This is a genomic window from Azoarcus sp. PA01 (assembly GCA_001274695.2).
Lineage (GTDB): Bacteria > Pseudomonadota > Gammaproteobacteria > Burkholderiales > Rhodocyclaceae > Aromatoleum.
This window is the reverse complement of sequence record LARU01000002.1, coordinates 1,401,271-1,417,279: the sequence shown is the minus strand read 5'-3', so window position 1 is coordinate 1,417,279 and position 16,009 is coordinate 1,401,271. Positions and strand designations below refer to the sequence as shown.

Annotated in this window: 18 protein-coding genes; 6 read left to right on the top strand and 12 right to left on the bottom strand. The window is 67.6% G+C overall.

What is annotated here, in order from left to right:
• Positions 1-2: 2 nt before the first annotated feature.
• From PA01_07545 to PA01_07510, 8 genes are all read right to left on the bottom strand, one after another.
• Entirely contained in the window at positions 3-347 is a 345-nt protein-coding gene (locus tag PA01_07545) for a DUF1840 domain-containing protein (GenBank protein KON81479.1), read from the bottom strand.
• A gap of 11 nt (positions 348-358) precedes the next feature.
• Entirely contained in the window at positions 359-919 is a 561-nt protein-coding gene (locus tag PA01_07540; protein ID KON81478.1) for a hypoxanthine-guanine phosphoribosyltransferase, read from the bottom strand.
• 159 nt (positions 920-1,078) lie between these two features.
• Positions 1,079-1,405 (bottom strand): YqjK-like family protein, encoded by a 327-nt coding sequence (locus tag PA01_07535; protein ID KON81477.1) that lies wholly within the window; start codon positions 1,403-1,405, stop codon positions 1,079-1,081.
• On the bottom strand, positions 1,402-1,785 hold the full coding sequence (locus PA01_07530; protein ID KON81476.1) for a phage holin family protein: 384 nt from the start codon (positions 1,783-1,785) through the stop codon (positions 1,402-1,404). Before PA01_07530 ends, PA01_07535 begins: the two co-directional genes overlap by 4 nt.
• A 6-nt stretch (positions 1,786-1,791) precedes the next feature.
• Positions 1,792-2,112 carry a DUF883 family protein gene (locus PA01_07525; protein ID KON81475.1) on the bottom strand — a complete coding sequence of 107 codons (321 nt, stop codon included), beginning with the start codon at positions 2,110-2,112 and terminating at the stop codon, positions 1,792-1,794.
• Between the two features lie 219 nt (positions 2,113-2,331).
• Positions 2,332-2,739, bottom strand: coding sequence for a type II toxin-antitoxin system VapC family toxin (locus tag PA01_07520; GenBank protein ID KON81474.1), 408 nt, complete (start codon positions 2,737-2,739; stop codon positions 2,332-2,334).
• Positions 2,736-3,005, bottom strand: coding sequence for a type II toxin-antitoxin system prevent-host-death family antitoxin (locus tag PA01_07515; GenBank protein KON81473.1), 270 nt, complete (start codon positions 3,003-3,005; stop codon positions 2,736-2,738). Before PA01_07515 ends, PA01_07520 begins: the two co-directional genes overlap by 4 nt.
• 191 nt (positions 3,006-3,196) lie before the next feature.
• Positions 3,197-3,979 (bottom strand): exodeoxyribonuclease III, encoded by a 783-nt coding sequence (locus PA01_07510; protein KON81472.1) that lies wholly within the window; start codon positions 3,977-3,979, stop codon positions 3,197-3,199.
• A gap of 32 nt (positions 3,980-4,011) precedes the next feature.
• Here PA01_07510 and pyrE point away from each other — a divergent pair, with 32 nt between their 5' ends.
• The 6 genes from pyrE (at position 4,012) to PA01_07480 (ending at position 9,327) form a co-directional block, all read left to right on the top strand.
• Entirely contained in the window at positions 4,012-4,659 is a 648-nt protein-coding gene (gene pyrE, locus PA01_07505; protein KON81471.1) for an orotate phosphoribosyltransferase, read from the top strand.
• Complete coding sequence (locus PA01_07500) at positions 4,637-5,272, top strand: hypothetical protein (GenBank protein KON81470.1); 636 nt, start codon at positions 4,637-4,639, stop codon at positions 5,270-5,272. Before pyrE ends, PA01_07500 begins: the two co-directional genes overlap by 23 nt.
• A 92-nt stretch (positions 5,273-5,364) precedes the next feature.
• Entirely contained in the window at positions 5,365-7,449 is a 2,085-nt protein-coding gene (locus tag PA01_07495; protein KON82371.2) for a molybdopterin oxidoreductase family protein, read from the top strand.
• A complete protein-coding gene (locus tag PA01_07490; protein ID KON81469.1) occupies positions 7,442-8,224 on the top strand; it encodes an NAD-dependent deacylase in 783 nt (260 codons plus the stop codon). Before PA01_07495 ends, PA01_07490 begins: the two co-directional genes overlap by 8 nt.
• Before the next feature lie 326 nt (positions 8,225-8,550).
• Entirely contained in the window at positions 8,551-8,901 is a 351-nt protein-coding gene (locus tag PA01_07485) for a hypothetical protein (protein ID KON81468.1), read from the top strand.
• 9 nt (positions 8,902-8,910) lie between these two features.
• Positions 8,911-9,327, top strand: a complete 417-nt coding sequence (locus PA01_07480; GenBank protein ID KON81467.1) for a hypothetical protein — start codon at positions 8,911-8,913, stop codon at positions 9,325-9,327.
• A 52-nt stretch (positions 9,328-9,379) separates the two neighbouring features.
• On the opposite strand, the gene PA01_07475 is transcribed toward PA01_07480, so the two are convergent.
• The 4 genes from PA01_07475 to PA01_07460 all read right to left on the bottom strand — a co-directional run bounded on the left by PA01_07475 (position 9,380) and on the right by PA01_07460 (position 16,003).
• Positions 9,380-10,219: a hypothetical protein gene (locus PA01_07475; GenBank protein KON81466.1), complete on the bottom strand. Its 840-nt coding sequence runs from the start codon at positions 10,217-10,219 to the stop codon at positions 9,380-9,382.
• Positions 10,220-10,775: 556 nt separating this feature from the next.
• A complete protein-coding gene (locus tag PA01_07470) occupies positions 10,776-11,354 on the bottom strand; it encodes a hypothetical protein (GenBank protein KON81465.1) in 579 nt (192 codons plus the stop codon).
• Between the two features lie 131 nt (positions 11,355-11,485).
• Complete coding sequence (locus PA01_07465) at positions 11,486-15,385, bottom strand: FAD/FMN-binding oxidoreductase (protein ID KON81464.1); 3,900 nt, start codon at positions 15,383-15,385, stop codon at positions 11,486-11,488.
• A 198-nt stretch (positions 15,386-15,583) separates the two neighbouring features.
• On the bottom strand, positions 15,584-16,003 hold the full coding sequence (locus PA01_07460) for a DedA family protein (protein KON81463.1): 420 nt from the start codon (positions 16,001-16,003) through the stop codon (positions 15,584-15,586).
• Between the last annotated feature and the right edge of the window lie 6 nt (positions 16,004-16,009).

The following is a 16,009-nucleotide window of genomic DNA, read 5'->3' as shown; positions in this document are numbered from 1 at the left end:
GTTCAGACGCCCCAGACGACCGGCACGCGGTCCTTCAGCGACGCTTGCAGCATGTCGAGCAGCGGCCAGGCGCGCTGGGCGAGACCGACCGGCGCGCCCATGCCGGTCTTGCCCGCGGCGGCGGCAGCCTCCTGTTCCTCCTCGGTCTCCTCGTCATGCGCGGCCTGGCGCGCCTTGTCCTCGTCGATCGCGACGCGCAGCCGCTCGATCGCGTCGGGCAGCTGTTCGACGGTGACGATGCCTTTGACGTCTTCCGGGTCCTTGCCGAGGATCGCGATCAGCTTCTTCGCGACGTCGGCGAACATGATGACGGGGGCGGCGGCGTCCGACTTGAATGTGTACAGCATCGCGGATCTCCTCAAAGTCCTTTCACTGCGTATATCCCCGGCGCGTTGCGCCAGTAGCCCTTGTAGTCCATGCCGCAGCCGAACAGGAAGCGGTCGGCGACGTCGAGCCCGGTGAAATCCGCCCGCATCCCCGGGTAGGCCTTGCGGTCGTGCACTTTGTGCACGAGCACCGCGGCGCGCACTTCCTTCGCCCCTTCGGCGCGCAGGTACTGCAGGATCGCGTGCAGCGTGTGGCCTTCGTCGAGAATGTCGTCGAGCACCAGCACGGTACGCCCGCGCAGGTCGCACGTCGGGCGCACGCGCCAGTCGAGCTGCGTGCCCCCCTTCAGCGCGTGGCCATAGCGCGTCGCGTGCAGGTAGCCGACTTCGAGCGGGAAAGGCAGCCGCGGCAGGATGCGCCCGGCGATGACCAGTCCTCCGTTCATCACCGTGTACACCATCGGATTGCTGCCGGCCATCTGCGCGGTGATTTCCGCCGCCATGCGCGCGAGCGCGGCATCGACCGCAGTAGCGTCCGCGAGGCAATCGGCCTCCTCGCGGGCGCGGATGATTTCGTCCATATCGACCGGCATTGCTGCAGCCTCCTGATGCATTGCGAAAACGTCGGAGCGGCCATTCTACCGGGCGGGGTCGGCGGTGCCCCGTTCAACGCGGGGCTCCTGCCGGACGAACCGGTCCGCTAAGTGAGGCTGCCGCCGGCGCAGGAAGTTTCGCCGGCGGGGCCGAAATCGCTACAGCCGGCCGGCGCGCAGGCGTTCGAACGCGCCGAGCGCGGGCGCGAACCGCTGGCCGAGCTTCCTGAAAACGATCCAGCCGAGCCATGCCCGGCGCGCCACGCGCAACGTCGCGCGCGGCCGAACGAGCGCCGCGATCAGCACCACCGAAGACAGTAGCGGGATGTGCTCGCGTGCCCAGCGCATCTGGTCGCGCGCGCGGTCGACGAGGTCGAGCGCGGACTCGATGCCGCGCAGGTGACCGAGCATTTCGGTGCGCTGCTGGTCCGCCCGGATCTGCAGCCGCTGCTTCTTCAGCGCCAGTTCGACGAGTTTGAGGTTCATTCCTTGTGCCGCATCGCTTCGCGATCGCGCGCGAGTTCAGCGAGGCTGGCCGCGAACAGCCGCGTGCCACGCCGCAGATCGGCGGCGGCATTGGAGGCGGTGAACAAGCCCGCGCCGAACAGCGCCGCAGTGCCGAGCCCGAGAGCGAGGAGGCGATGCTCTTCCCAGAACAGGACGGTGAGGAAAATCGCCAGGAACACGATGCCGAATCCGACCAGCACCGCGGTCAGCACGATGTTCAGCAACAGGCCGGCAAGGCGCAGCTTTTCTTCCTGCACCTCGACGACGAGCAGTTCGAGCCGCGACTGGGCCATCCCCAGCCCCGAATCCATGAGACCGCGCAGGCTGGCGGCCAGACGCGGCCTCGGCTCTTCCGCCATCGCGTATCAGCGACGCCCGGAACCGGCCAGCAGGCCGAGCAGGAACGCGACGCCGGCGGCGACGCCGACCGATTGCCAGGGATTCTTGTGAACGTAGTCGTCGGTCGCATAGGCGACTTTCTTCGTCTGTTCGCGCACTGCGGATTCGGCATCCGCGATGCGGTCCTTCGCCGTGACCAGGCGGTCGCCCAGCCGGGTGCGCACATCGGTGAGCTTGTCGCCTGCCTGGCCGGCCGTCAGTCTGAGCAGTTCCTCGGCATCCGCGACCACCACCTTGAAGTCGGCGACGAGCTTGTCGCGGGACACCGCATCGGTTGTATTCAGCATGTTCTCATCCCCTTTTCAGGTCATGACATCCGCGCGGACGCGCGAGCTGAGTACACGCTAGCGCCATTCCCAGATGAAGGCAAATCACGAGTGAAACGACGCGTTCCGGGCCTGCGCGAGCGGGCGCGATGGGCGTACTGGACGATAGGCTGTCAGCGTGGCAACGGACTGGCCGGCACGTGCAACGGCTCCTTCTAACGACCTGCAGCAGCCCGGAGCCTACTTCACCACGCCCACGCCCGCCGCCCAGGCAGCCTCTGCCAACGCAGCATCCTGCGTTGCGATCGGCAGTTGTTCGCGAAGCGCAAGTTCCAGGTAGGTGGCGTCGTAGGTTGTCAGGTCGAAGCGCAGGGCGAGCGACAGGATGGCCGTCGCGCTCGGCGCTTGGGCGTCGAACTCGATCGGCAGGATCCCGACCCGTTCCACGACCTCCCGCGCCTGTTGCGCCAGCAAACGCCCGCGCTTGCATGCCGTACGCAACACGTTGATGTACTCGAGTTGCAGCAAGGCGGGCGCCATCGCGCGCTCCGTTTCAAGCCGCTGTGCGATCGCATCGGCATACGGTGTCGCTTGGCTGGCGATGAACCACGCACACAACACCGAATTGTCGAGTACGAAGGCCTTCATGCCAGACCTTCGCGCGCGATCGCTTTCAAGTCGCCGTCGCCATCCATCTCGAGATCGAACGACTCACGCAAGCGGCGCAGATCGGCGAACACCTCACCCACGGCCTGCCGGCGCGCGGCATCGCCCGATGATGCGTCCGCATCCATGGCGACGAGTCGCGCGACCGCCACCCCCCGCCGCGTGATCGCGATCTCCTCCCCCCGCTCGACAAGGGTCAGCAGCTCGGACAGCCGGTTCTTGGCTTCAAAGACGGGTACAGGCCTCATGGCTAAACCCCTATAACTGATAGCTAGCCATATTATAGGGGCGAGTGCCAGCGTCCCTCAAGCCTGCTCCGGATCGGCCACCCCTCTGCGTTGAGCGGGCGCAATGGGCGTAGAGCGGCCATTCGAACGTTTGCTCCGTTAAACGCCCGCGCGGCAGCTCCTGACCGCTTCCCGCAAGTGCCCGCGAACTGTCAGAAGCTGAAATCGTAATTGACCACCAGTGGCGCGTGGTCACTGAAGCGCTGTGCTTTGTAGACCTCGGCCGACTTCGCAGTCGTGGCGATGCCGGGGGTCGCGATCTGGTAGTCGAGGCGCCAGCCGACGTTCTTTGCCCACGCCTGGCCGCGGTTCGACCACCACGTGTAGCCTTCGCCGCCGGCCTCGGGGTAGAGCCGGCGATAGACGTCGACCCACGCCTGTTCCTCGAGCACGCGGCTGAACCAGGCGCGCTCCTCGGGGAGAAAGCCGGAATTCTTCTGGTTCGATTTCCAGTTCTTCAGGTCGATTTCCCGGTGCGCGATGTTCCAGTCGCCGCAGACGATGATCTCGCGACCGCACGCACGCAGCGTCGCCAGATGCGGCAGGAAGCGCTCCATGAAGCCGAACTTGGCCAGCTGGCACTCCTCGGAACTGGAGCCCGACGGCAGGTACAGCGACACGACCGACAGCGGGCCGAAATCGAGCTGCAGGAAGCGCCCTTCGGCGTCGATGTCGGCGATCCCGAGTCCTTCGACGATGCGGTCGGGCGGTCGCCGCGTGTAGAGCCCGACGCCGCTGTAGCCTTTCTTTTCAGCGTGATGGAAGTGGCCGGTGTAGCCGTTCGGCGTGCGCATCGCGTCGCTGAGGTCGCCGGCCTGCGCCTTGAGTTCCTGCACGCAGACGACATCGGCGTCCTGCGTGGCGAGCCAGTCGAGAAAGCCCTTGCCGACTGCCGAGCGGACGCCGTTGAGGTTGAGGGTGATGACGCGTAACATTCCGCCGGATAAGCTCAAAGTGGAAGCAAGACGTGGATTTTAGCCGGGATTTCATTGCATTGGCCTGTGCCAAAGGGGTGCTGCGCTTCGGTTCGTTCGTGACCAAGGCCGGGCGCAATTCGCCGTATTTCTTCAACGCCGGCCTGTTCGACGACGGGGCGTCGTTCCGCGCGCTGTGCGGCTTCTACGCGCGCGCGATCCAGGCTGCCGGCGTGCCGTGCGACATGCTGTTCGGGCCGGCGTACAAAGGCATTCCGCTCGTCGCCGGCGTCGCGATCCGGCTCGCCGAACAGGGCGTCAATCTGCCTTTCGCGTTCAACCGCAAGGAAGCGAAGGACCACGGCGAAGGCGGCACGCTGGTCGGCGCGCCGCTCGAAGGCCGCGTGCTGATCCTCGACGACGTGATCTCCGCCGGCACCTCGGTGCGCGAGTCGGTCGAACTGATCCGCGCCGGCGGGGCCGTCCCGGCCGGTGTCGTGATCGCGCTCGACCGCGTGGAGCGCGGCAAGGGCGCCGAGTCGGCGGTCGAGGAAGTGCGCGCGAGCTTCGAGATTCCGGTGATCGCCGTGGCGACGCTCGACGACCTCATCGACTACCTCGGCGACAGCCCGGAGCTCGCCGCGAATCTGGACGCGGTGCAGGCCTATCGCGACATGTATGGCATTGGTTCGCCGCGCTGAGTTGCTGTGCGCAGTGCTTTTGGCGCTGCCGACCGCAGTCGCTGCGCAGAGCGAGCGCACGATCTACTGCTGCGAGGACGCGAACGGCAGGCCGGTGTGCGGTGATGTGCTGCCTACCGTCTGCTACGGTCGCGCCTATCGTGAAATCAGCCCGCAGGGTACGGTGCGCCGTCACGTCGCGGCGCCGCTGACGAGTCGCGAGATCGCGCACCGCGATGCCGAGAGGCAGCGGCGCAAGGACGAAGAGGCGCGCCTGCTCAAGCAGCGGCGGCTCGACCAGGCGTTGCTCGAGACCTACACGAGCCTCGAGGACATCGACAACCGCCAGGACCGCGAGATCGCGGACATTCGCCGCGAGATCGAAGCGGCGCGCGCCCGCGAAACCGAGCTGCTGGCCGAGCGCAGGCGGCTTGCCGAAGAGGCCGCGCCTTACCGCGGCACCGAGCTGCCGCGCACCATCGCGGTCGCACAGCAGAGCGTCAACGGCGAACTCGCAGCGCAAAAAAGCATCATCGATGCGAAAATCCGCGAAACCGAAGCCGTGCAGGCGCGTTTCGCTGCCGACCGGCGTCGCTATGCCGAGCTGATCGCGGCCGGAGAAGGGCGCCGCTGAACGTTCTCCGCGGCGCATCGCACGACGTTGTGTTCGCTGCGCGCCGGCCTTGCGGCGCGCGCGATGTCACGTGACGGTGTTGAGGAAAACTCATGAGCCAGCTCGTTGAAAAGGTGGTCCGCGCGGCCTGCCCGCACGATTGCCCCGATACCTGCGCGATGGAAGTGACGGTCGCCGGCGGACGGGCGGTGAAGATCCGCGGCGCCGCAGCGCTGCCGTTCACGAACGGCGCGCTGTGCCCGAAAGTCGCCCGCTATCTCGAGCGGGTGTATTCGGACCAGCGCCTGCTGCACCCGATGAAGCGCGTCGGGCGCAAAGGCGAAGGCCGCTTCGAGCGCATCGGCTGGGACGAGGCGCTCGACACGATCGCGGCGAAGTTCGGCGCGATCGCCGCCGACGATGCGCGCGGCATCGTGCCGTACAGCTATGGTGGCACGCTCGGCTTCGTGCAGGGCGGCAGCATGGATTTCCGCTTCTTCCATCGCCTCGGCGCGTCGCTGCTCGACCGCACGATCTGCTCGTCAGCGGGCGTCGCCGGCTGGACGGCGACGATCGGAGCAATGGTCGGCACCGACCCCGAAGCGCTCGTCGACGCGAAGCTGATCCTGATCTGGGGCGCGAACCCGGTGGTGTCGAACCTGCACGGCTGGCGTTACCTGCAGGAGGCGAAGCGGCGCGGTGCGAAGCTCGTGTGCATCGACCCGCGGCGCACGCAGACCGCGGAAAAATGCGATCAGCATCTCGCGCCGTGGCCCGGCACCGACGGTGCGCTCGCGCTGGCGATGATGCAGGTGCTGATCGACGACGGGCTGATCGACCGCGACTACATCGCGGCGCATACGCTCGGCTTCGACGCGCTCGCCGAACGCGTCAAGCCCTGCACGCCGGAGTGGGCGGCGCCGCTGACCGGCCTATCGGCAGAGGCGATCCGCAGCCTCGCGCGCGAGTACGGCAGCGTCAAGCCCGCCGCGATCCGCCTCAATTACGGGCTCAACCGCTGTGGCGGCGGCGGCATGGCGGTGCGCAACGTCGCGTGCCTGCCGGCGCTGACCGGCGCGTGGCGCCATGCCGCCGGCGGGGCGGCGCTGTCGACGTCCGGCAATTTCCCGGTCGACCAGCACGCGCTCGAGCGGCCGGACCTATACCCGCACGAGCCGGGCCGTCCGCCGCGCACGATCAACATGGCGACGATCGGCGACGCGCTGCTCACCGCGGACGACCCGCCGATCCGCGCGATCTACGTCTACAACTCGAATCCGCTCGCGGTCGCGCCGGACAATCGCAGCGTGCGCGAAGGGTTCGCGCGCGAGGACCTGTTCTGCGTCGTGCACGAACTTTTCCAGACCGACACCGCCGACTACGCCGACATCCTGCTGCCGGCGACGAGCCAGCTCGAGCACCGCGACCTGCACAAGTCCTACGGCCACCTGTACGTCGTCGACAACCAGCCGGCGATCGGGCCGCTCGGCGAGGCGAAGCCGAACAGCGAAGTGTTCCGCCTGCTCGCCGCGCGGCTCGGCTTCACCGACCCGGCGTTGTGCGAGTCCGACGACGAGATCGCCGCGGCGGCGTTCAAGCGCCGCGACAACCGGGTGTATGGGCTCGAGCGCGGCCTTGGGGCGCAGGGCTGGGCGCACCTGAACCTGCCGCGGCCGTTCGCGCCGTTCGCGAAAGGCGATTTCCTCACGCCGTCGGGCAAATGCGAATTTTTCTCCGCCAGCCTCGCCCGGCAAGGGCACGATCCGCTGCCGGCATGGGTGCCGCCGCACGAGTCGCCGGTCAGCAACCCGACGCTCGCGGCGCGCTATCCGCTGGCGCTGATTTCGCCGCCGGCGCGCAATTTCCTCAACACCAGCTTCGCGAACCTGCCACGCTTCATCGGCGAGGAACGCGGTCCGTCGCTCGAGATCCACCCTGACGATGCGGCGGCGCGCGGCATCGTCGAAGGCGACCGGCTGCGCATCTTCAACGACCGCGGCGCGTTCCACGCGCGCGCGGTGCCGACCGATCGCGTGCGACCCGGCCTCGTCGTCGCACCGTCGGTGTGGTGGCGCAAGCTGTCCGGCGATGGCGAAAACGTGAACGCGGTGACCTCAAAAGCGCTGACCGACATGGGCGGCGGGCCGACGTTCTACGACTGTCTCGTCGAGGTCGCGAAGGAGACGCACGATGACTGAGACCCACGTTCTGGATGCCGTCGCGCGGCTCGTCGCCGATGCGCCCCGCATCCTGTTCATCACCGGCGCCGGCATTTCGGCCGATTCCGGCCTGCCGACCTACCGCGGCATCGGCGGGCTCTACCACGAGCGCCTGACCGACGACGGGCTGACGATCGAAGAGGCGCTGTCGGGCGAGATGATGGAGGCGCGCCCTGAAGTCGCGTGGAAATACATCGCCGAGATCGAAGCGAACTGCCGCGGCGCCGAACCGAACATCGCGCACCGCATCATCGCCGCGCTGGAACACGAGCACCCCGGCGTGTGGGTGCTGACGCAGAACGTCGACGGCCTGCACCGCGCGGCCGGATCGCGCAACCTCATCGAGATCCACGGCAGCGTGCATCGCCTGCGCTGCACCGAATGCACGCACGCGCGCGCGGTGCCCGACTATGCCGGGCTGCGGATTCCGCCCGGCTGCCCCGCGTGTGGCGGCGTGCTGCGCCCGGATGTCGTGCTGTTCGGCGAAATGCTGCCGGAAACCGGCCTGAAGCGTCTCGCGGCGCTGCTCGACGACGGTGTCGACCTCGTCGTGTCGATCGGCACGACGAGCGTCTTCCCGTACATCTCGGGGCCGGTCTGGTGGGCCGATCAGCTCGGCGTGCCGAGCGTCGAGATCAACCCCGGCGAAACCGGCGTCAGCGAGATCGTCACGCACCGCCTGCGCCTGCGCGCCGCCGAGGCGCTGCCGGAACTGTGGCGCCGGCTGCATCCGGAGCGGCCGCTCGAGGACTGATTGCCACCTGCTTCCTCGACCCAACCGACGACAGGCTCGGCGCAGCGCCGTAGGGCGGACGAGCCGAAGGCCCGCCATTCGTGCCGGAAACAGGCGCTGCGCTTTTCCGCTCGTCGCTCGCTACAAAAGCGGCCGCTTCGTTTGGCGATCCTTGGGACATGGCCAGGCAACGCTCGACTTCCACCATCGCATCCGCATCAATGCGGCCGAAAGTTTGCCTTGTCTTGACGCGCTTCACGGGGGGTGTAATGGGATGCGCCTGGCCAGGGCCGGCGCGACTGCTACATTGGAAAGCGGGGGCTTTCGATACTCACGAGGAGGAAGACATGAAAACCCTGATCCGCCACGCCCTTTCCGCCACTCTTTTTACCACCCTCGGCCTGGCTGCCGGCGCCTTCGCGCAGGACGCGACGGTGACGATCAGTTCGCCGGCCGACGGCGCCAAGCTCGCCGCGACGACGCCGGTCGAGATCGCCTTTGACGTGACGCCGGGGCCGCGCGGCGACCACACCCACCTCTATGTCGACGGCGACGAGGTGGCAGTGCTGCGTCAGCTGAAGGGCAGCCACAAGCTGGAGCCGCTCGCCAGCGGCATGCACGAGCTGTGCATCAGGGTGGTGAACAAGAACCACACGCCGATCGGTGTCGACAAGTGCGTCAAGGTCGACGTGCAGTGAGCCGCCGCAGTGGCGGTCGATCTGCAGAACCTCGCCTATGCGTTGGTGCAGCTGGTGCATAACTTTGGGGCGGTGGCCGTCACCGGCAGCGCGGCCGCGGCATGGTGGGCAGACGGGCGGTCGCCTGCGCTGCGCAGCCTGGCGTGGCTCGCGCTCGCCGCCTGGGCGCTGCAGGCGGCGAGCGGTGCCGGCTTCGGCGCCGTGAGTTATGCCTGGTACGGTCGCTTTCCGGAACTGCACGGCATCGCGGTCGCGGCACTCGTCGTGAAGATCGTCTGCGCGACGAGCGGCTTCGTGCTCGCCGCCGCGTATCTGCGCTTCGCCCACGGCTGGCAGGAGCGCCGTCGGCGGGGCGCATGGCGAGCGCTGTTCGCCCTCGCCGCCACCGCGCTGTCGGCGGCGGCCTTTCTGCGCTGGTTCGCCTGAACGCGGCGCGCGCAGGAGCGATCGGCCGGCGGTTTTTCCAACTCTGCAGCCGCTACGGCACGAGCCCGGGCAGATACGCTTTTGCGACGAGGGCGGCCGCGGCGACCAGAATCGCGACCGCGCACGCGAGCGTGACGCCGACCATCGCTTTGAGCCGCTGCAGGTCGGACTTCGCGTCGGGGGAATCGGCTTTCAGTCCCCGCAGGTCGGCCGTGACGTCCACCATGTCCGACTTTATCTCGCCGAGGTCCGCCTTGATCGCGGTGCCGTCAGCCTTGGCGGCAGTCGCGCCGGCTTTAAGCTGCGTGAGGTCCGGCTGGAGGGCGGCCAGATCGGTGCGCAGGCGGTGGATCTCCGGCCTGATGGCCGCGAAGTCTTCCGCAATTCCGGCGATACGCGTCTTCATCGCCTCGACATCCGCCTTCAATTGCGACAGATCACCGGTAAGCAGGGAGAAAGCGCCTTTGAAGCTTCCGAGGTCGGCGGCGACGCGGGAGCCGCCGTCGGCAAGTGCCGTCGTCTGCCGGACCAGTTCGTCGAGCGACGCTTCCCCCGTCCGCAGCTTCCCGGCGACCGCGCCGAGGCCGCTTTTGACTTCGTCCGCGTCGTCCTTGAGTGCCTCGACGAGCGCCCGCAGACGTGGAAGGTCGGCGCGGAAATCGCCGGCTTGCGCCCGGAAGTCGTCGGCGCCGAGCCGCAGCCGCTCGGTGCCGGTTCTTACCTCGGACAGGGTCTGCGAGAGCGACTCGAGGCGCGTGCGCAGATCGCCGACGCCGGTCTGGCCCAGCGCGTCGGCGAGCGCCTCGGCCTGGGCGCGCGCCTGCGCTTCGGTGAGCCCCGCAGCGGTGAGGCTGCGAACGAACTTCAGGGTGTCGAAGTAGACGCCGCTCACGCTTGTCTCCTTTCTTGTGCGGCCGCACGGCGCTCGAACGCCTGCAAGCTCCAGAGTTTTCCTGCCGTTATCGGCTCCGGCGCGCCGGACTGCGACCCGGCTCGACCTCCGCATTCTGCCCGGTTTCGCGCCCCGGCCGTGACCGTCGGGCCAGCTGCCAAAATAAATATAGGTCAGGAAAAATATACGTATTGCAATATACGAGCGCCCATTCCCGGATTGTTGGTCAGCGGTGCTGCGTCGGCGAAGCTCCGGGCGGCGGTCCGAGCGCTGCGGCCAGCAGGGTGATGGTCGGCACGCGGGAGCGAGGGGGAACGTTACTCCCGATTCCAGGGGGCGCCAGCGCAACAGGAAGGCGGTGCCCGCCGCACCGTGTTGAAGGAACATGAGCAATCTGCGCCGCTCTGGCGCGACGGCAGGGTCAGCGCGGCAGGGTCAGCGCGGCGCCCGTCGCCGCAATCGACGGGCCGCTGGGGGATCTGAAGAATCGAATCATCGCTGCACCGCCGCGTCACGGCCGGGGACGTGACACGGGGCGGTGCGGCGCCTGCGCGCGTTACTTGCCGAATTGTGCCTTGGCCCTTTCCTGACAGGCGTCCTTGGCGTCGCCGGCCAACGCATCGCATTTTTCCCTGGCGACTTTGTACTCGGCGTCACGCTTGTCTTCGGCAGCGTCCTTGCGCGCTTCCGATGACTTTTCCCCGGCTTCGACGTTCGCCTCGCCCGACTCCATGCGGGCTTTCGCGTCGGCCTTTGCCGCAGTCTCGGCGGCCTTCGCCTCCTTCATGCATACATCCTTGGCGTTGCCCGCCATGTCGTCGCACCGTTCCTTCGCGACTTCGTAGTCGGCCTCCGCGCGCGCGACCCACGCGTCGTGGCGATTTTCCGGACTCGGCTTGTAGGCGGCCTCGAGTTCGGCCTTGTCGACCTTCTCCTTGCCCTTGGCCTCGGCGACGCAGATGTCCTCCTTGTTGCCTGACAGGTCGTCGCAGGCCTCCTTGGCGGCCTTGTAGTCCTTCTCGATCCTGTCCTTGGCGGCGTCGTATTCGCTTTTCGACATGTCCTGGGTCATCCCGGCGGTACTGAATGCGAGGCCGAGTGCGATCGCAATCGCGTCAATCGTGCGTGTTCTCATTTTTTTCTCCAGGTGCTGGCGGGAAGACGGTGCAGGGGAATGTGCCGGCGGCATCCTTCTCCTGACCCCCGTGCTGCTTCCCAGCAACTTACGTTCCCGCCCCGCGCGACGCCGTCGGCATGCGACGCCGGCTACAGCAGCACCCGTTCGATGCCGCCGCTGTTCGCGCGCTGCACGTAGTCCGGCATCCAGTTGTCGCCGAGCAGGTGTTTCGCGATCTCGACGACGATGTAGTCGGCTTCGACGCCGCCACCGTCGTTGGCGTAGCGCGACAGGCCCTGCAGGCACGACGGGCACGACGTCAGGATCTTCACCGCGTCCGCGCCATCGCGCAGCGTCGCCGCGCCTTTCTCGATCTCTTGCTGCTTGCGGAAGCGCACCTGCGTCGAGATGTCGGGTCGTGCGACCGCGAGCGTGCCCGACTCGCCGCAGCAGCGGTCGTTCGCGTCGACGCGCGTGCCCATCAGGGCATTCGCGACCTTGATTCCGGAATGCACTTTCATCGGCGTGTGGCACGGCTCGTGGTACATGTATTTCGTGCCGGTGACGCCTTCGAGCGCGACGCCTTTTTCCATCAGGTACTCGTGGATGTCGAGCAGCCGGCAGCCGGGGAAGATCTGCTCGAACTGGTATTTCTGCAGCTGGTCCATGCACGTGCCGCAGGACACGATGACGGTTTTGATGTCGAGGTAGTTCAGCGTGTTGGCGACGCGGTGGAACAGCACGCGGTTGTCGGTCGTGATCTGCTGGCCCTTGTCGTCCTCGCCGGCCGAAGTCTGCGGGTAGCCGCAGCACAGGTAGCCGGGCGGGAGCACGGTGGTCGCGCCGACCTGGTACAGCATCGCCTGCGTCGCGAGGCCGACCTGGCTGAACAGGCGCTCGGAGCCGCAGCCGGGGAAATAGAACACCGCTTCCGAGTCGTCGCGCTTCAGGTGCGGGTCGCGGATCACCGGGATGACGTTGGCGTCCTCGATGTCGAGCAGCGCGCGGCTGGTGCGCTTGGGCAGCTTGCCGGGCATCGGCTTGTTGATGAAGTGGATCACCTGCGCGCGCAGCGGCGGCTTGCCGAGGGTCGCCGGCGGCTGCTTGACCTGTTGCTGGACGAGGCCGAGCGACTTGCCGACCCGGTGCGCGAGCCGCTGCGCCTTGTAGCCCCATTCGATCATGCCGGTGCGGATCAGCTTGATCGTCGCCGGATCCTTCGCGGTCAGGAACGCCATCGCCGCGGCCTTGCCCGGATTGAAGCTCTTCTTGCCCTGCTTCCTCAAGAGGTTGCGCATCTTGATCGACACGTCGCCGAAGTCGATGTCGACCGGGCAGGGTTTCTCGCACTTGTGGCACACGGTGCAGTGGTCGGCGACGTCCTCGAACTCGGCCCAGTGCGCGAGCGACACGCCGCGCCGCGTCTGCTCCTCGTACAGCATCGCCTCGATCAGCAGCGACGTGCTGAGGATCTTGTTCCTCGGGCTGTACAGCAGGTTCGCGCGCGGCACGTGCGTCGAGCACACCGGCTTGCACTTGCCGCAGCGCAGGCAGTCCTTGATGTCGTGCGCGATGTAGCCGATCTCGGTCTGCTCCATGATCAGCGACTCGTGGCCCATCAGGTTGAAGCTCGGCGTGTAGGCGTTGTCGAGATTGCCGGTGATCGAGCCCATCCCGCGCATCAGCTTGCCGCGGTTGAAGTGGCCTTGCGGGTCGACGCGGCGCTTGTATTCCCAGAAGTTCGCCATTTCGGCGTCGGTCAGGTAGTCGAGCTTGGTGATGCCGATGCCGTGCTCGCCGGAGATCACGCCGTCCAACGAGCGGGCGAGCGCCATGATGCGGTCGACGGCGCGGTTCGCCGTCTGCAGCATCGCGTAGTGGTCGGAGTTGACCGGGATGTTGGTATGCACGTTGCCGTCGCCCGCGTGCATGTGCAGCGCGACGAACACGCGCCCGCGCAGCACTTCCTTGTGCACTTCCATGATGCGCGCGACGACCGGGCGGAACACCGCACCGTCGAAGATCTTCTCGAGCCGCGGCTTCAACTCCGTCTTCCACGACGTGCGCACGGAGTAGTCCTGCAGGCGATGGAAGAGCTTCGGGTGCGCGGCGCGGTTCGTCAGCTCGCCGGGGTGGATGCCGAATTCGTCGAACTGCGCTTCGGCGTGCGCGAGCGGCAGGTCGAGGTTGTCGAGCAGCCACTGCCAGCGGCGCCGCACGCTCGCGATGTAGTCGACCGCGGCCTGGCGGCGGTCGCCGATCAGCTCGTCGCTCGGCAGGTTCGCGTCGCCCTGGTCGAGCGGCAGCTCGCCGGCGAGCAGTTCGGCGAGCGCGTCGCACAGATCGAGCTTGTTGCGCGTCGACAGCTCGATGTTGATGCGCTCAATGCCGTCGCAGTAGTCGCCCATGCGCGCGAGCGGGATCACGACGTCCTCGTTGACCTTGAACGCGTTGGTGTGGCGCGAGATCGCTGCGGTGCGCGAGCGGTCGAGCCAGAAGCGTTTGCGCTGCTCGGGGCTGACTGCGATGAAGCCTTCGGCGCCGCGCACGTTGCACAGGCGCACGACTTCCGACGCGGCCGTCATCACCGCCGCTTCATCAAAGCCGACGATGTCGCCGATCAGCACCATCTTCGGCCGGCCGTGGCGCTTCGCTTTCGTCGTGTAGCCGACCGCATTCACGTAGCGCTCGTCGAGGTGCTCGAGGCCGGCGAGCTGCACGCCGAGGCGCTCGCCTTCATTGCCGGGCTTGAACCAGTCGGTGATCTCGACGATCGCCGGCACCGCTTCGCGCACCTGGCCGAAGAACTCGAGGCACACCGTGCGCGTGACCGGCGGCATCTTGTGCAGCACCCAGCGCGCGGCGACAATCAGGCCGTCGGTGCCTTCCTTCTGCACGCCGGGCACGCCGCCGAGAAACTTGTCGGTGACGTCCTTGCCGAGGCCGGTCTTGCGGCAGGATGCGCCGGGCAGCGTCAGGATCTCCTCGCCGAGCGGCGCGTAGCGCTTCGCGTCGAAGCGGCGCAGGCGAAAGCGCACCGTCTCCTGCTCGTGGATCTTGCCGAAGTTGTGGTCGAGGCGCTCGACTTCGAGCCAGTCGCCGTCCGGCGTGACCATTTTCCACCACGCCAGGTTATCGAGCGCAGTGCCCCACAGCACGGCTTTCTTGCCGCCTGCGTTCATCGCGACGTTGCCGCCGATGCACGACGCGCTGGCCGACGTCGGGTCGACGGCGAACACGCGCCCCGCTGCGGCCGCCGCTTCGGCGACGCGCTCGGTGACGACGCCGGCACCGGTGCGGATCGTCGCGTAGCGCGGGCCTTCGCTGCCGTCGGCGCCGGGCAGCGCGAGTTCCTCGACCGGGCCGATCGCGATCAGCTTTTCGGTGTTGATGACGGCCGAGCGCGCATCGAGCGGCACGGCCCCCCCGGTGTAGCCGGTGCCGCCGCCGCGCGGGATGATCGTCAGGCCGAGCTCGATGCAGCATTTCACGAGCGGCGCCATTTCCTCTTCGGTGTCGGGGTAGAGGACGACGAAGGGATATTCGACGCGCCAGTCGGTCGCATCGGTGACGTGCGACACGCGGGCATGGCCGTCGAAGCAGATGTTGTCGCGTGCGGTGTGGCGCGTCAGCGTCTTCAGCGTTTTCTTGCGCAGCACTTCGGTGTCGCTGAAGAACTGCGCGAAGCGGTCGACGGCGTCGTGCGCCGACTCGATGAGGCGCGCGACCTTGTCGCTGCGTTCCGGATCCTGTGCTGCGCTTTCCTCGCGGCGCTTCTCGACTTCGCGCAGCCGGTGGCGCAGCGCCTCGATCAGCGCGCGGCGCCGCTCCGGGTTTTCGAGCAGGTCGTCCTGGAGGTAGGGATTGCGCTGCACGACCCAGATGTCGCCAAGCACTTCGTAGAGCATCCGCGCCGAGCGCCCGGTCACGCGTTCCTCGCGCAGCGCATCGAGCGCATGCCAGGCGTCGGCGCCGAGCAGGCGGATGACGATCTCGCGGTCGGAGAACGACGTGTAGTTATAGGGAATCTCGCGCAGGCGTTGAGTCATCAGATATTCCGATACCAGGACGGCGGGGAAGCCGCAAATTGTAACTTACCGCGGTGCAATACGAACGTCGGTCAAGTCCCTGCGCTGCGTAGGGGCTTGATTTTCAAGCGGCTTGTATCGTGCCGTCATCGGCTCGAGGCGCCCGGCAGACTGCGGGCGGCAGTCCTTCGCGAAGCCGGCGTTGCGCACGAGGCGGGTTCACAGCACGGCGAAGGCGACGAGCGCGTAGCGTAGCAGCTTGCCTGCCGCCATCCACAGCAGGCATGGCAGCCACGCGAGGCGCAGCCAGCCTGCTGCGGCACACAGCGCGTCGCCGATCACCGGCACCCACGCCAGCAGCAGGATCGGCGCGCCGTGATCGCGCACCCACGCGAGCCGGCCCGTGTCCGCCTTTCCGGGCAGCAGCCGGGCGAGCGCCCACGTGCTCATGCCGCCGAGCGTGTTGCCGAGCGTCGCGAGCGTCAGCGCCGCGACGAGCTGCTCGGGCCGCAGCGCGAGCACGCCGGCGAGCACGAGTTCCGACCCCCCGGGCAGCAGCGTCGCGGCAAGAAAGCTCGACGCGAACAGCGCCGCGAGACCCGCTTCGGGGCCGGGGTCGAGCAGCGAAAGGAAGCTCATCGGCGG

Excerpts from the sequence above, each read along its gene's own strand:
- PA01_07545 (KON81479.1), bottom strand. The coding sequence starts at position 347 with ATGCTGTACACATTCAAGTCGGACGCCGCCGCCCCCGTCATCATGTTC.
- PA01_07540 (KON81478.1), bottom strand. The coding sequence starts at position 919 with ATGCCGGTCGATATGGACGAAATCATCCGCGCCCGCGAGGAGGCCGAT.
- PA01_07535 (KON81477.1), bottom strand. The coding sequence starts at position 1,405 with ATGAACCTCAAACTCGTCGAACTGGCGCTGAAGAAGCAGCGGCTGCAG.
- PA01_07530 (KON81476.1), bottom strand. The coding sequence starts at position 1,785 with ATGGCGGAAGAGCCGAGGCCGCGTCTGGCCGCCAGCCTGCGCGGTCTC.
- PA01_07525 (KON81475.1), bottom strand. The coding sequence starts at position 2,112 with ATGCTGAATACAACCGATGCGGTGTCCCGCGACAAGCTCGTCGCCGAC.
- PA01_07520 (KON81474.1), bottom strand. The coding sequence starts at position 2,739 with ATGAAGGCCTTCGTACTCGACAATTCGGTGTTGTGTGCGTGGTTCATC.
- PA01_07515 (KON81473.1), bottom strand. The coding sequence starts at position 3,005 with ATGAGGCCTGTACCCGTCTTTGAAGCCAAGAACCGGCTGTCCGAGCTG.
- PA01_07510 (KON81472.1), bottom strand. The coding sequence starts at position 3,979 with ATGTTACGCGTCATCACCCTCAACCTCAACGGCGTCCGCTCGGCAGTC.
- PA01_07500 (KON81470.1), top strand. The coding sequence starts at position 4,637 with ATGGCATTGGTTCGCCGCGCTGAGTTGCTGTGCGCAGTGCTTTTGGCG.
- PA01_07495 (KON82371.2), top strand. The coding sequence starts at position 5,365 with ATGAGCCAGCTCGTTGAAAAGGTGGTCCGCGCGGCCTGCCCGCACGAT.
- PA01_07490 (KON81469.1), top strand. The coding sequence starts at position 7,442 with ATGACTGAGACCCACGTTCTGGATGCCGTCGCGCGGCTCGTCGCCGAT.
- PA01_07485 (KON81468.1), top strand. The coding sequence starts at position 8,551 with ATGAAAACCCTGATCCGCCACGCCCTTTCCGCCACTCTTTTTACCACC.
- PA01_07470 (KON81465.1), bottom strand. The coding sequence starts at position 11,354 with ATGAGAACACGCACGATTGACGCGATTGCGATCGCACTCGGCCTCGCA.
- PA01_07465 (KON81464.1), bottom strand. The coding sequence starts at position 15,385 with ATGACTCAACGCCTGCGCGAGATTCCCTATAACTACACGTCGTTCTCC.
- PA01_07460 (KON81463.1), bottom strand. The coding sequence starts at position 16,003 with ATGAGCTTCCTTTCGCTGCTCGACCCCGGCCCCGAAGCGGGTCTCGCG.